Annotated in this window: 13 protein-coding genes; 8 read left to right on the plus strand and 5 right to left on the minus strand. The window is 60.4% G+C overall.

Annotated features, from left to right (window positions below):
* Positions 1-75: 75 nt before the first annotated feature.
* The 5 genes from AB0N75_RS15810 to dnaA all read right to left on the minus strand — a co-directional run bounded on the left by AB0N75_RS15810 (position 76) and on the right by dnaA (position 5,905).
* Positions 76-564, minus strand: coding sequence for a DciA family protein (locus AB0N75_RS15810; RefSeq protein ID WP_364651845.1), 489 nt, complete (start codon positions 562-564; stop codon positions 76-78).
* A 127-nt stretch (positions 565-691) separates the two neighbouring features.
* Positions 692-1,888 (minus strand): DNA replication/repair protein RecF, encoded by a 1,197-nt coding sequence (gene recF, locus AB0N75_RS15815; protein WP_364651823.1) that lies wholly within the window; start codon positions 1,886-1,888, stop codon positions 692-694.
* Positions 1,889-1,898: 10 nt separating this feature from the next.
* Entirely contained in the window at positions 1,899-2,810 is a 912-nt protein-coding gene (gene gnd, locus AB0N75_RS15820) for a phosphogluconate dehydrogenase (NAD(+)-dependent, decarboxylating) (protein WP_364651825.1), read from the minus strand.
* A gap of 44 nt (positions 2,811-2,854) precedes the next feature.
* Complete coding sequence (dnaN, locus tag AB0N75_RS15825; protein ID WP_364651827.1) at positions 2,855-3,979, minus strand: DNA polymerase III subunit beta; 1,125 nt, start codon at positions 3,977-3,979, stop codon at positions 2,855-2,857.
* 510 nt (positions 3,980-4,489) lie between these two features.
* Entirely contained in the window at positions 4,490-5,905 is a 1,416-nt protein-coding gene (gene dnaA, locus AB0N75_RS15830; protein ID WP_364651829.1) for a chromosomal replication initiator protein DnaA, read from the minus strand.
* A gap of 426 nt (positions 5,906-6,331) precedes the next feature.
* On the opposite strand from dnaA, the gene rpmH reads away from it, so the two are divergent.
* The 8 genes from rpmH (at position 6,332) to AB0N75_RS15870 (ending at position 12,116) form a co-directional block, all read left to right on the plus strand.
* Positions 6,332-6,469 (plus strand): 50S ribosomal protein L34, encoded by a 138-nt coding sequence (gene rpmH, locus AB0N75_RS15835; protein ID WP_127513203.1) that lies wholly within the window; start codon positions 6,332-6,334, stop codon positions 6,467-6,469.
* A 72-nt stretch (positions 6,470-6,541) separates the two neighbouring features.
* A complete protein-coding gene (gene rnpA, locus AB0N75_RS15840; RefSeq protein ID WP_364651831.1) occupies positions 6,542-6,937 on the plus strand; it encodes a ribonuclease P protein component in 396 nt (131 codons plus the stop codon).
* Positions 6,938-6,942: 5 nt separating this feature from the next.
* Positions 6,943-7,332 (plus strand): membrane protein insertion efficiency factor YidD, encoded by a 390-nt coding sequence (yidD, locus tag AB0N75_RS15845; RefSeq protein WP_364651847.1) that lies wholly within the window; start codon positions 6,943-6,945, stop codon positions 7,330-7,332.
* 14 nt (positions 7,333-7,346) lie between these two features.
* Positions 7,347-8,321 carry a membrane protein insertase YidC gene (gene yidC, locus AB0N75_RS15850; protein ID WP_364651833.1) on the plus strand — a complete coding sequence of 325 codons (975 nt, stop codon included), beginning with the start codon at positions 7,347-7,349 and terminating at the stop codon, positions 8,319-8,321.
* Positions 8,318-8,884, plus strand: a complete 567-nt coding sequence (locus AB0N75_RS15855; RefSeq protein ID WP_364651835.1) for a R3H domain-containing nucleic acid-binding protein — start codon at positions 8,318-8,320, stop codon at positions 8,882-8,884. Before yidC ends, AB0N75_RS15855 begins: the two co-directional genes overlap by 4 nt.
* 40 nt (positions 8,885-8,924) lie before the next feature.
* The gene (gene rsmG, locus AB0N75_RS15860; protein ID WP_364651849.1) at positions 8,925-9,560 is read left to right on the plus strand and encodes a 16S rRNA (guanine(527)-N(7))-methyltransferase RsmG; all 636 of its coding nucleotides are present in this window, start codon (positions 8,925-8,927) and stop codon (positions 9,558-9,560) included.
* Positions 9,561-9,666: 106 nt separating this feature from the next.
* A complete protein-coding gene (locus AB0N75_RS15865) occupies positions 9,667-10,749 on the plus strand; it encodes a ParA family protein (RefSeq protein WP_364651837.1) in 1,083 nt (360 codons plus the stop codon).
* Between the two features lie 80 nt (positions 10,750-10,829).
* A complete protein-coding gene (locus tag AB0N75_RS15870; RefSeq protein ID WP_364651839.1) occupies positions 10,830-12,116 on the plus strand; it encodes a ParB/RepB/Spo0J family partition protein in 1,287 nt (428 codons plus the stop codon).
* Positions 12,117-14,719 lie beyond the last annotated feature (2,603 nt).

Here is a 14,719-nt window from a genome sequence, read left to right on the forward strand (position 1 = left end):
CCCCGCAGCGCTCTGCATGCCGTTTACGCAGGCGCGTCCCGGATGCGGCGGGATTGCACGCTTCGAGGACCGGAATCAGCCGTACGTATCCCGGGGCCCGCGGCCGCTGACGGTCCGTTTGCCCTTGCGCCAGTTGGGCGCGGCGGGCGCAAGGACCTGGATTTTGGTCACGACGCCGGGGCCCAGCTTTTCGCCGAACCGCTTCAGCAACGCAGCGTTCATCAGCCTCAACTGCGTGGCCCAGGCGGTGGAATCGCAGCGCACCTGCACCGTTGTGTCCTCGAAGCTTTCGGGCCGGCAGTGGGCGGCAATGTCCGCCCCGACCAATTCATCCCACCGCGAAATTACCGATCCGACGGCCACGGGGGAGTTCCAGCCGCGTTCTGCGACGAACCGGTCGAACACGCGGCCCAGCCCTTGCGGGTCGCGGCCGAAATCCTGCTGCGCGGCAGCCGGCCGGTTGCCTCGGGACTGACGACGGCGGCTGTTAGCCCGGGTGCGCACGTCGCCGCGGGCCGCTGCTGCCAGGCGAACCCTGTTGAGGACCGCTTTGGCCGCATCCAAATCTTCCTCCGCGCCGGCGCCCTGGGGCTCCGCTGCCGACGGTTTGGAAGGCTGTGAAGGCCCCGCAACATCCGGCAGGCCGGTTTGTCCCACCACGTCCGCCTGTTCCTGCGGGTTCGGCCGGGGCTCAGACGGTTTCCTGGCCACTGGCCACGCCCCCCGGAACCACCTTGAACTGTTCGCCGCTCAGGGCTTCGGGGATGTCTTCGGCCACTGCGGCAGTAACGATCACTTGCTCCGCGCTGGCAACGATGCCCGCCAGTTTTGACCGGCGCTGGTTGTCCAGTTCGGCGAAAACATCGTCCAGAATCAGCACCGGAGCCGCGCCGGGGGCAGGATCGTCTTCGCAGAACACGTAATAGGAAGCCAGCCGCAGGGCCAGCGCCAAGGACCAGGTTTCGCCGTGCGAGGCGTACCCCTTGGCCGGCGCCTGACCCAGCATCAGGTCGAGCTCGTCACGGTGCGGACCAACCAGCGAGATCCCGCGTTCAACTTCCCGCTTGCGTTGCTGTTTGAAGGCCGCAAGGTACAGCTCTGCCAGCTCGGCCGCGCTCAGGCTTGCCAACGGCGGAAGCCCTGTCCCGCCGTCGTTCTCCACCTCGCCGTCATCGGATAACTGGCTATGGATGGTGGAACGGTACACGGCGGCAGCCTGTTTGGTGCCGTCCGTCAGCGCTGCGTAGGCCGCGTTCAGATGCGGCTGCAGGAGGTCCACCAGCTCCAGCCTGGCCTTGAGCAGCGCGGCGCCGGCCTCTGCCATGTGCTGGTCCCACACCTCCAGCGTCGATTCATGGGCCGCGGTGAACCGGCCGCTGGCGCGGGCCGACTTGAGCAACGCATTGCGCTGCTTGAGCACACGGTCAAAATCGCTGCGCGTTGCCGCGTGGTGCGGAACCAGGCTGGCCAGAAGCTCGTCCAGAAAGCGTCGCCGGTTGGAAGGATCGCCCTTGACCAGTGCCAGGTCTTCGGGGGCAAAGAGCACCGTTCGCAGGTGGCCCAAAATGTCGCGGGCACGCACCGGAGCACCCCGGTTGATGCGCGCCCTGTTGGCCTTGCCGGCGGTGATCTCCAATTCCAGCGAGATGCTGCGGCCGCCGCGGTCCACCCGGGCGCGCACCAGGGAACGCTGGCTGTCGAACCTGATCAGCGGTGCGTCGTTGCTGACCCGATGCGATGAAAGCGACGCCAAATAGCCGATGGCCTCGACGATATTGGTTTTGCCGACCCCGTTGGACCCAACCAACACGGTAACGCCCGGCTTCAAGGCGATATCGAGCTGCGGGTAGGTGCGGAAGTCGGTCAGCGAAAGGAATTCAACAAACAATGCGGTACTGCTACTTCGGCTCGGTGCCGGGGTTGGGCTGTCCGGGCTTTTTGACGGGATGGCCGCCGAACTGATTGCGCAGCGCGGCCACCATCTTCATGGCGGGGGCATCATCTTCGCGTGACGCGAAGCGGGCAAACAATGCGGCAGTGATGGCCGGTGCGGGAACAGCATGCGCGATGGCTTCTTCCACCGTCCACCGGCCTTCGCCGGAATCCTCGACGTACCCGCTGATCTGGCTCAGGCCGGGGTCCTCTTCGAGGGCTTTCACCATCAGGTCCAGCAGCCAGGACCGGACCACCGTCCCCTTTTGCCACGCCCGGAAGGTCCCCGGGACGTCTTTGATGATGTCCTTGGCTTCCAGCAGTTCGTACCCTTCGGCGTACGCCTGCATCAGCCCGTATTCGATCCCGTTGTGCACCATTTTGGCGTAGTGCCCGGCACCGACGTCGCCCACATGGACGAAGCTTTCCTCCCGCGGACCTTCCGGCCTCAAGGCGTCGAAGAGCGGCATCGCTGCCTCGACCAGCTCGGCACGACCGCCGGCCATTAGCCCGTAGCCGTTCGCCAGGCCCCACACGCCGCCCGACACGCCGACATCGAGGAAGCCGATCTGTCGTCCGGCCAGCAGTGCTTCGTGGTCCCGGTCCGCGGTGAACTTGGAGTTTCCGCCGTCGATCACCAGGTCCCCGGCGGAGAGCTTGCCCGCCAGTTCCGTGATGACCTCGGCAGTAACCGGACCGGAGGGGACCATCACCCACACGGTGCGTGGGCTGGGCAGCGACTGGATCAAGTCGTCGACGGTCGCGGTGTCGCTGACCTCGGGGTTGCGGTCGTACCCGGTGACCTCAATGCCGCTGTCCCGAAGCCGCTGCCGCATGTTGAAACCCATCCGTCCCAAGCCGATTAGTCCGATGTGCATACTGCTCACTCTTTCCTCTCGTCAATGGGCGGTTGGGGTTCCGGTTACTGGTTGGGCAACCTCACCGGCATCAGCAGGTAGCGGTAATCTTCCTTGTCTTCGCCCTCGAGGTCGTCTTGGGCGGAGATGACTGCTGGCTTCGGCGGCGTGGTGAAGGAAAACCGGACATATTTGCTGTCGAACGCGCTGAGACCTTCGGACAGGTAGTGCGGGTTGAAGGCGACGGTGATCTCGTCGCCCGTCAGCGCAGCCTCGATCGCCTCGGAGGCCTGGGCGTCTTCGCCGGTTCCCGCGTCCAACGTCAAGAGACCGTCAGTGAAGGCCAAACGGACCGGGGTGTTGCGCTCGGCCACCAGCGAAACGCGGCGGACGGCTTCGATCAGGGTGGTGGTCTCCACCGTTGCGTGGATCGGAGTGTTGTCCGGGAACAACGAACGGATCTTGGGATAGTCACCGTCCACCAGCAGCGACGTGGTCCGGCGGCCGCCGCTTTCGAAGCCGATCAGTTCGCTGTTGTCGGACAGGGCAATGTTGAGATCGCCGGAGCCGCCGAGCGTCTTGGCAACCTCACTCAGCGTTTTGGCTTTGACCAACGCGCTGGTGGAAATACCCGGGGTGGTTGGGCGCCAGTTGAGTTCGCGAAGGGCCAGCCGGTAGCGATCGGTGGACAGCAAGGTGATCTGATCGCCTTCGATTTCCATCCGGACACCGGTCAGGATGGGCAGGGTGTCGTCACGGCTCGCGGCAATGATCACCTGGCTGACGGCTTGGGCGAAAGCCTCCCCGTCCACGACTCCGCTGACATCAGGCAAGGCCGGGAGTTCCGGATAATCGCCCTCGGGCATGGTGGCCAGGTTGAACCGGCTGTTGCGGCACGTCAACGCGACCTTTGAGCCATCGGTTTCGATGTCGACCGGGGCGGAGGGCAGGCTGCGGCAGATATCGGCCAGGAGGCGTCCGGATACCAGGATGGTTCCCTCAGCACTGACATCCGCCGGAATCTGAAGACGTGCCGAGATCTCGTAATCGAAACTGGCGAGGCTCACCATGCCGCCTTCAGCACGAATGAGCAGCCCCGACAAAACGGGTACCGGCGGACGAGGTGACAGGGAACGGGCTGTCCATGTCACGGCTTCCGCCAGAACATCCCGATCAACTCTGAACTTCACTGAAGTAAGCCGCCTTTCACAACGAACATGCTGGGGAAGGCCGCCTGCGTCTGGCCTGGTGTGCAAACGTTTGGATTACGGCACCGGGCTGAAGCAGATGGCAACAATTCTCTGTGCAAGCTTAGCCGCAGCAACGGTCAATGCGCACCGGCAGCAGCTGGAGGTTCGGATGAGCTGTTCTGCAGGGTGTCGGGAAACCGGGACAGGGTCAAATGTTATTTGAAAGAACTTCAAATAATGGGATTCGTAGTGTTAATAACGGCTGTGGATACTGTGGAAAACCTCGGCGTCGCTTGCCGTTGCGCGGAAGTTGCCTGTTCACAAGATGTGCAGGGTGTTCGCAGTTGGTGTTGGGCCGCTGTGGAGGAAAATCCTTGTGATTTCGCGTGTCCACAGGCACCCCGGCAGTTGTCCTCTTAAGCACCGGGGTTGTCCACTTAACTATCCACAGCCTTATCCACACCTGTTAATTTCACCGGTGTAGTTCAGGGCCAGAAGCCGCCGGCGAGGCTAACTTTCGCGCTGCTGCTGCTTAATGCGGTTGGTCAGCTCGGTTACCTGGTTGTAGATGGCGCGGCGTTCGGCCATCAGTTCACGGATCTTCCGGTCGGCGTGGATGACCGTGGTGTGGTCGCGTCCGCCAAGCTCCTGGCCGATTTTCGGCAAGGACATATCGGTCAGCTCGCGGCACAGGTACATGGCGATCTGGCGGGCCGTCACCAGCGTCCGGGTACGGGACTTACTGGTCAGCTCCTCCATGCTGAGCTTGAAGTAAGCAGCAGTCTGGCCAAGGATCGTGGCCGATGTGATTTCCTGTGCGCCCTCGTCGGTGATGAGGTCTTTGAGGACTATCTCGGCAAGACCCATGTCTACTGCCTGTTGGTTCAGGCTGGCGAAAGCGGTGACGCGGATGAGGGCGCCTTCAAGCTCGCGGATGTTGGTGGAGATCTTGGAGGCGATGTATTCGAGGACCTCGTCGGGTACTGAGAGCCCCTCGCTGATGGCCTTCTTACGCAGAATCGCGATACGGGTCTCCAGCTCCGGCGGCTGAATGTCCGTCAGCAGCCCCCATTCGAAGCGCGACCGCATCCGTTCTTCGAACCCGGAGAGCTGTTTCGGCGGCAGGTCCGAAGTGATCACTACTTGCTTGCTGTGGTTGTGCAGAGCATTGAACGTATGGAAGAACTCTTCCTGCGTCGCATCCTTGTTGGCCAGGAACTGGATGTCATCGATCAGCAGGATATCGACGTTGCGGTACAACTGCTTGAAGCTGGCGCCTTCATCGTCGCGGATGGAGTTGATGAAGTCGTTGGTGAATTCCTCGGAATTGACGTAGCGGACACGGATGCCGTTATAGAGATGGCGGGCGTAGTGGCCGATGGCGTGAAGCAGGTGGGTTTTTCCAAGCCCGGAGTCGCCGTAAATGAACAGCGGGTTGTATGCCTTGGCCGGCGCTTCGGCCACCGCTACCGCAGCCGCGTGTGCAAAGCGGTTGGATGAGCCAATGACGAAGGTATCGAAAATGTACTTGGGGTTGAGGCGCCCCAGTTCCTGGGAGGCGCTCTCCTTGGGCGGCTGAGGCGGTGCCTCGTTCCGCACCACCGATGGAGCCGGCCGAGGCTCTTGTTCGGGTTCCGGCTCCGTGTGCGGGGCCAGATCAGTGTCGACGCTGAAAGCGCACAGGATGTCGTCCTTGAAAACTTCGAACAGCGCGTCGTGCAGCGGATCCTTGAGCTGCTGCGACTGGAAGACTTCGCGGGTCAGTTCGTTAGGGAGGGCAACCAGCAACGTTGTACCGATCAGCCCTTTCGCCTGGGCCAAAACGATGAAACCGCGCTGCCTCGGCGAGACCCGATCGTCCTGTTCCAGCGTGCGGACCACTTTGCGCCAAGAACTTCCGACGTCATTAATTTGGTCCGTGTCCACCTAGATACCCCTCAGAAGCTCAACTTGCTTCGGCCTCTGCCGACAGCGCGCCCGAAATCCACAGACTTATTCACAGACAGTGGATAAGGGGCTCCTGCAAGCGTAGAGCATGATTCTGCTTGATAACAGCCGGGATGCAGGGGGCTGTGGATGCCTTGCCCCCAGTCCTTGGAACGGTGCGAACCGCGTTCGAGCTAGAGTTGTCCACAGGTGTTATCCACGGAAACGCCCGGGCGTCGGCGCCGCGGGTTTGACGGTTCTTACTGCCATCGCCTAACGTTGACTAGTCCTTCATGTCTACTTTGGTATCCCTGCACGCCCAGCGTCTTGGATCCGGAGTGGGCCCCTATATTAGAGCGTCGACCTGTTCTTCCCCCTGTTGCAACGGGTCCAACCGCATCTGTCGATCGTCTTGGAGTAACCACCGTGAGCAAGCGGACTTTTCAGCCGAATAACCGCCGTCGTGCCAAGAAGCACGGCTTCCGCCTTCGCATGCGCACTCGCGCCGGCCGCGCCATCCTGGCTGCACGCCGCAGCAAGGGCCGTACCGAACTGTCGGCCTAAATAGCCAGTTTGTCGATTCGGCTGTGAGGGTCCGTTCCCGCAGCAACGCGTTTCGGCCGGCTGCGTAGCGCCATGCTTTCCAGCCAGCACAGGATTCGCGCATCGGCGGACTTCTCAACAACTGTACGTTCCGGCGTCCGATCAGGGCGCCGGAACTTGGTGTTATATGCGGCAGCGGTTAATCCGGACCAACCGACAGCTTTCGGCTTCATTGTCTCGAAGGCTGTGGGGAACGCCGTCATCCGCAACCGCGTTAAGAGGAGACTGCGGGAACTCGCAGCGGCTAGTCTAAGGGACAGCCAGTACGCCCAAGGACTCGCAGTTGTCGTGCGCGCTCTTCCGGCAGCGCCCAGTGCGGACTTCGACGCGTTGGAACATGATTACCGGAAGGCGTTCAAAACAGCCGTGATCAAGTTGACTGCAACGCACACCGCGCCCGCGCGCGTTGCGCCCGAGGAGAAGGGATGAGCGGCATGAGTTCCACTGCCCAGCGCCTACAGGCTCCCTCCCGCCCCATCGCCGCGAAGAGGATCCAGACGATCCCGCAGGCCGGATTGATTGGCGCTCTGGCGGTCTACCGCAAGACCATTTCGCCGCTGTACGGCCAAGTGTGCCGCTTTTTCCCGTCCTGTTCTGCTTATGCCCTTGAGGCTGTGACCGTTCATGGTGCCGCCAAGGGCAGCTGGCTGGCCGCGCGACGGTTATGCCGATGCCATCCCTGGAATCCCGGTGGCGTAGACCATGTTCCGGCGTCTCCCGCCTTTGACCTGTGGCTGCAGGAAAACCCTGCGAGAATCCCCCGGATAATCGAACTCAATCACCCAGTCATTCCGGCCGACGATGAAGGCCGCGAAGCGGCTTGAGGAGTAAATAGACAATGGACTTCCTGAGCACGATCCTGCTGCCTTTCACTTGGGTAGTGTCGTGGATCCTGTGGGCATTCCACGCCGGCCTGTCCTGGTTGGGGTTGGATCCGGCCAACGGCTGGACATGGACCTTTTCGATCATTGGGCTCGTACTGGTGATCCGGGCCGCCCTTATTCCGGTCTTCGTGAAGCAGATCAAGGCCCAGCGCGGAATGCAGGCCCTGCAGCCTGACCTGCGCAAGCTGCAGCAGAAGTACAAGGGAAAGACCGATCAGCTTTCGCGGCAGGCGATGACGCAGGAGCAGATGGCTCTGTACAAAAAGCACGGGACCAACCCGTTCTCCGCGTGCTTGCCCATGCTGGTCCAAATGCCATTTTTCTTCGCACTGTTCCGGGTGCTCAGCACCGCCTCCCACGCCAGCGCGAACAACGAAGGTATTGGTGCGCTTTCTCCCGAACTCATCCGGCAGTTCGATGCATCTTCGATTCTCGGCGCCCCGCTATCGGCGTCGCTTCTGCACGGCGGGGCTGATGCCCCGGGCACCAGCCAGGTCTCGGTCGTCGTCCTGTCGATCATCATGATCCTGGCGATGACGGCATCGCAGTTCATCACGCAAAAGCAGATCATGGCCAAGAACATGTCTGCCGAAGCCATGCAGTCCCCGTTCATGAAGCAGCAGCAGATGATGCTGTACATCCTGCCGCTCGTCTTCGGTATCGGCGGCATCAACTTCCCCATCGGCGTGCTGATCTACTGGACCACTACCAACATCTGGACCATGGCTCAGCAGTTCTTTGTCATCCGGCGCATGCCCACACCTGGTTCGCAGGCCGCCCGCGAACTGGCAGATCGGCGCGCCAAGAAGGGCTTGCCGATGGTTCCCCTGCTGGGCGAGCGTAAGACAGAGGAGCCTGCTGTCGAGGCCCCCGGGGAACCGAAGGGCCAGCGCAATCAGCCACAGCGTAAGAACAGGAAGAGAAAATGAGCAGCGAAAGCGTATCCGAAGTGACTGAAGAACTTTCCGGCGAAGCAGCTGCGGCAGACGAGCAGGAGGAAGTAGCCGTTTCGAACTCTGCCAAGCGCCTGGATGAAGAGGGAGATGTAGCTGCGGACTACCTTGAGGAACTTCTCGACATCGCTGATATCGATGGAGACATCGATATTGAGGTACGCAACGGTCGCACGTACATTTCCATCGTGTCCGAAGACGAGGACAATGACGCCCTCAAGTCGCTCGTAGGGACCGACGGGGAAGTGCTCGAAGCCTTGCAGGAACTGGCCCGGTTGTCGGTTCTGACCTCAACGGGCAGCCGCTCGCGGTTGGTGCTGGACATTACCGGCTACCGTGAAGGCCGCAGCAAGGAACTGCTCAAGATCGCAGAGGATGCGGTCGCCGAGGCCAAGGAGACCGGGCACGATGTGGCGCTGGAGCCGATGAGCGCGTACGAGCGCAAAATCGTCCACGACGCCATTGCCGACCTCGGGCTGGTCAGCGAATCGGAGGGCGAGGGTTCCAACCGCCACATTGTGGTTTCGGTGGAGTCCTGACCTTGTTTACTGGCGGGTTTGGTAGGGCATAGGTATGTCCATAGTTGAGATGACGGTGGCCGAGTCGAAGGCTGCTCAAGCTGTTTTTGGCGAACGAATGGATCTGGCCGAGCGGTATGTCGCTCATTTGGCCACGTCAGGCATCGAACGGGGACTGCTGGGACCACGTGAGGTCCCGCGGTTGTGGAACCGGCATGTGCTGAACTGCGCCGTTGTAGCGAACCTGATAGGCCCCGACGCCGCGGTCGCCGATGTCGGTAGCGGTGCCGGCCTGCCGGGCCTGACCTTGGCGCTGGCCCGACCGGACCTACACTTGACGCTGATCGAGCCGTTGGAGCGGCGGGTAGTCTGGCTCAATGAAGTTGTCGACGACCTGGGGCTCGACAACGTCACCGTAGTACGTACACGGGCAGAGCTCGCGGCGGACGAAGTCACGGCGGACGTTGTGACTTCCCGGGCAGTATCTGCTTTGGACAAGCTGGCTCGGCTGTCCATCCCACTGCTCCACGGTAGTGGTGAGATGCTCGCCATCAAGGGGCGCAGCGCCGCCGAAGAAGTAGAAAAGGCCAAGAAAGTCATCCGTAAGTTGGGCGGTCGCGAAACAGAGATCCTGACCGTCGGTGATGGACTCTTGGAAGAGCCGACGACGGTCGTCAGAATCCTCGTTGCCCCGTAACCTGTTGGTCCACACGCCCCCGGATCGCCCTTGATTCCGGCCGCGCAACGATAGGCTAGGAGGGGTCGGTGCCGGGAAAGTGAAAGCGGGCAAATCGAAAATGGCGATGAGCGATATGGTTTCGGGAGTGACCGGGGCCAATGCCGATGGGTCAGCTTCTCCTGACGTGCACCATCAACCTGATCTGGTTGTCACGGGTTCGGTAACCGCTCTTGTTTCACGTGAAACCACCCGCGCTTATGAGGCCGAACTGGCCAATTCCGACGTCAAGATAGAGGCTACGGTTCCAAACGTTATGGATTCGATCGACGAAAGCACACCTCTCGCTCACGAATTGGCGAGCGAAAACCGCAGGCGTGAACGATTGAAGTCCAAAGAACTTCCTCGTCCGACTCAGACCAGGGTCTTGACGGTAAGTAATCAGAAGGGCGGCGTAGGTAAGACCACTACAACGGTCAATATCGCGGCTGCTCTGGCTATCGCTGGGCTGAACGTTCTTGTCATCGACATCGACCCCCAAGGGAACGCGTCGACGGCTCTCGGTGTCGAGCATCATGCGGAAGTCGACAGCATCTACGACGTCCTCATCAACGACATGCCGTTGGGCGAAGTGATTGCTCAATGCCCGGATATCAACCACTTGATTGTTGCACCCGCGACCATCCACCTGGCCGGCGCGGAGATCGAACTCGTTTCGCTGGTGGCGCGAGAACAGCGCCTACGACGTGCCATCGAAGTCTACGCACAGGAGCGAGAGTCAGCCGGATTGCCCCGGCTGGACTACGTTTTTATCGACTGCCCACCCAGCCTTGGGCTCCTGACCGTCAACGCGTTTGTTGCGGCCCAAGAGGTCCTCATCCCCATTCAATGTGAGTACTACGCACTGGAAGGGTTGAGTCAGCTTCTGAAGAACATTGAGATGATTCAGAAACATCTCAATGCTGGCTTGGTCGTATCCACCATCCTGCTGACCATGTACGACGGCCGGACGAACCTTGCCGCCCAGGTAGCAGCCGAGGTCAGGGAACATTTCCCCAACGAGGTTCTCAGCGCAGTCGTTCCCCGATCCGTCCGCATCTCCGAAGCCCCGAGCTATCAGCAGACGGTTATCACATATGACCCATCCTCCAGTGGAGCCCTGTCGTATCAAGAGGCAGCAGCTGAAATCGCTGAGCGCGGCAGTAACTGAGAATTCGATCTGTAACGGTAGAATTACGCCTTAAACGAGGTAGTGCGCGACAGCTCGGCGCATGACGGAAGAGGGTCCAAATGAGTGAAAAACGCCGTGGCTTAGGGCGAGGCTTGGGCGCACTGATTCCCAGCACCCCCGTGAGCGAAATTCCGGAATCAGCCGAGGGGCAAGGGTCCCAAGCCAAGAAACGAACCCAGCGACCTGTAGACGTTTTCTTCCCAGCGTCCTCAAGGCGGGAGGACGCCGACGCGGCGATCCTCACCACTACTGATTCGGAGACAGTTTCCGGCTCGAGCGCTGCCCAGGTGGCCGAGGTCTTGCGGGCGCCGCGGAGAACGACGCCGAGCGGAACCAAGAAGCCGGCGGCGAAGAGGACGGCCAAGAGCGAGCCCTCAACACCTTCTCCACTCAAGGGAGGCCCACTTCCTTCGACGGATTCTCACAAGTCCAACTCCCTGGAAAATAAGCAGGCTGATGATGCGAGCGAAGAGCAGGAGCTGCCTACCGGCGCGGAAGTTTCACGTGAAACAGAAGGACCGGAACTAGTCGAAGTCCCTGGGGCAACGTTTGCCGAGGTTCTGGTCTCGGCAATTCAGCCGAACCGTAAACAGCCACGCACCGTTTTCGATGAAGAAGACATGGCCGAACTGGTCCACTCGATCCGTGAGATCGGTGTCCTGCAGCCGATTGTTGTCCGTCCGGCTGACGACGTCGAGGCCCAGTACGAGCTGGTGATGGGTGAGCGCCGCTGGCGGGCCACCAAGGCCGCGGGTCTAGAGACTATTCCCGCCATCATTAGGTCGACGGCAGATGACGATCTTCTGCGGGACGCACTGCTCGAGAACCTGCACAGAAGCCAACTCAATCCGCTGGAAGAGGCCGCGGCTTACCAACAGTTGCTCGACGATTTCGGCTGCACACACGACGAACTGGCGGACCGTATCGGCCGTTCCCGGCCTCAGGTCTCCAACACTTTGCGGTTGATGAAACTGCCTCCACTCGTCCAGCGACGCGTAGCGGCCGGTGTCCTCAGTGCGGGCCACGCGCGCGCCCTCCTGGCTCTGACGGATCCTGCAGAAATGGAAAAGTTGGCTCAGCGTATTGTTGCGGAGGGTCTGTCCGTCCGTGCAACAGAGGAGATCGTCTCCCTAAGCGATGGCTTACGGCGGCCGAAACGGGAAGGAAAACCCCGCGAGGGTGCTCGTCATGAGCGTCTTGATTACCTTGCAAACTCGCTCTCTGATCGCCTGGATACCAGCGTGAAGATCACCCTAGGTGCCAAGAAGGGACGAGTTAGCATCGAGTTCGCGAGCGTAGATGATTTGAACCGCATCATGGATGTCTTGAACCCCGCGGCCCCATAGCCGCATGTTTCACGTGAAACGGAGGACCCGTCCAGTGCGGACGGGTCCTCTTGTTGTTGACACTCAAATTGTGCGATTCGAGTGAATCACGTGGCGCTCCTTCCCACCCGAAAAAAGGGAAGGTGGATAGGCGCCGGTTCGTACGTGTGCAGCACCCGAGTATACGGCGACGTATGGCTGCGACTCGGCGTTCCAGACGGCTGTGAGTCCAGGGATATGGATGCCGGCCCGTTGCGCGTGTAGCCCCGACCGACGTCTCAGGCGCCGTAGAATCCTGAATACACTGGAACGAGTTTGGGAACCGCGTGACGTCACTAGGCAGGCGGCTCAAACAGTTATGGCAGTGTCAGGATAAGCATTCGATGGGAAGCGAGGCCGAGCTGCTGGTGCCGGCTGATATATCCGCTGCAAAGCTTCTGGCCTCACCTATAAGTTGCTGCATTTGACGTGCGAGCGGAAGAGTGTTTCCGTCAGCAGACCGTATGTGGCTGCCTCTGGGCCGATGCTTGCCCGGCGGCGATCGCCGGTGTTTCACGTGAAACTCTGATGACCGGTTGACTGGCGTGGGCAAGTCCTGCCTGCTGCCAGACCTCGACGCTGCGCGAATGGTCAAAGGCCGCTCGCAGTGCTTGTTTGTGGTCCCCGTGTGGGGTGTGGACTGTTGCTCGACGAGTGCTCACGCAAGGTCTCGCGGCTCATGAGGAGAAAACTGCGAGTGGACGAGCGCCAAAACGTGAGTGTTGATTTCAAGTAGTAGAGCCCATGAACTCGAACTGGGGATGTCGGCTGGAGTGTTTCACGTGGAACATACCGAAATAAGCAATGAAGGCGCCTCCATGGCGTCTTCTATGGTCCAGCTTGCGGGTGCCCAGTTGAATTTGATGGCACCATCGAACATCGTTACTTGTGACCATGTTCATGCATGACCTTCTCACGCACTCATCGAGGACCGGTGCTCTGCGGTAGTGCCCCACGTGCGAGCCTGACATGTTCAGCGCACCGAGCTCTGGCAAAACGGACGGTTATGGCCTTGCAGTGTCCAGAAGCTTTCAGCCTACCGCTAAGCTGGAGGACGCTCCGGGGGACAACCAGAAACAGCAAGAAGCTCAAAGCGCCGAATGGGTAGTACCTCATTCCTTCGCCGGTATTGATCAAGGTATCGATCGTCCATCCGATATCTACCAGATGTTTCACGTGAAACTATGCCTGAATGACGGCGCTCCACCTGGGCATCAGAGGCCGAGTTCTCAGTGTCTGCCTCGATGAAGCAGTATGGCGCTGTGACATATCGGGCCGGCAGGCCTCCATAGCTCCATAGCGACGAATGACATTCCTCGAACTGAGTGCACTTTGGAACAGCCAGCCTGGAAATATTCTTGGTGAAACGAGTCGAGAAGGCCTGTTTCACGTGAAACAGGACTGCTGGACCGAGGGACACCGAACAGCTCGTTCCACGGGGGGCCTAGACCTGGATCTGAAAAAGCGGCCCGGTTCAGGCGAGGGCATGTTCCGATCAACTGCAGGACTGACTCTACCCCCGGACGCGAAGAGTCTTTGCCTGGACAGGGCTGGATCAGACTGGCCAGAGCGTGCTTCACCTGGCAGGGGAGAAAGGACCGGAATAGGTACTACTTCGCTACGTAGAAGAGTGGCAGTGCATCTTGCTCGCTTCTTGTTCAGGACGAGGAGATGATGCAGCTTGAAAGATTTTGCGGCCTTCGAACCGGATCGGAAATCGAAGGATTATGAGTGTGTGGGTGTTGTGGTGAGCGGGTGGCCACAGAGCCGCCCTGTTTCACGTGAAACGCCTCCGATGCCACTTCAGGCGTCGACGCGCCTCCAAGCAGACACCACGGTTTGGCGAATGGAACGTGTACGACAGACCGACCTGTCATTAGCTGGATGAACACGCTGGCACTGGGACCACGAAAGGAGCGCGGTACCACCGCCAGTGAGTGACACGCAAACGAGAACATCTTCTAAGCGGAGTCATATCAGGCTGAGAATGGCGGATTCTGCTGTGCGGAGGTATCAATCCAAATGGTAAAAGACCATATGTGGTACTGATCCACTTGGTACGGGTCATATGTCTAAGCGAACTGCAGTGCCACGCGGTGCAAATGGAGACGGACACTCATCACCAGGCGGATCGCATCAAGGGTCGACAGGAGCTGCCACCGGACAAAGAGACGTGCCGCGGAGAGGTGGGTAATGGCAGAGTTGCGCTGTTTCACGTGAAACGACCGAACGCCGGCTACGCGGCGACGCGGATGCAGTAATGACGCTCCGATGGATACGAATAGCGAACAATTAGGCACTCCCGTTGCAGTCAGTTTGCTCAGGCAGGTTGGCGATGCAGAGGCGCAGTGACCGCCGGCCGAGTCGCGCTACATCCAAACAGGGAGCATTGACGCGGTATGTGCCCGCGTCCAGAGGGCATCCGGGCGGGACCGACTAGCTGTACTGCGACAGGACGTTGGTTACACGGTGAAAGGGTGAAGACCTCTAAGGTTGGTGGTTTACCACAACTGCCAACTGAATCTAAGAGGTCTTCATGTCCCACCGTAACGCGCGTCTGACTCCTGCCGGTAGGCGCATTCTCG

Origin of the sequence: Arthrobacter sp. NPDC089319 (assembly GCF_040684925.1) — a bacterium.
Lineage (GTDB): Bacteria > Actinomycetota > Actinomycetes > Actinomycetales > Micrococcaceae > Crystallibacter.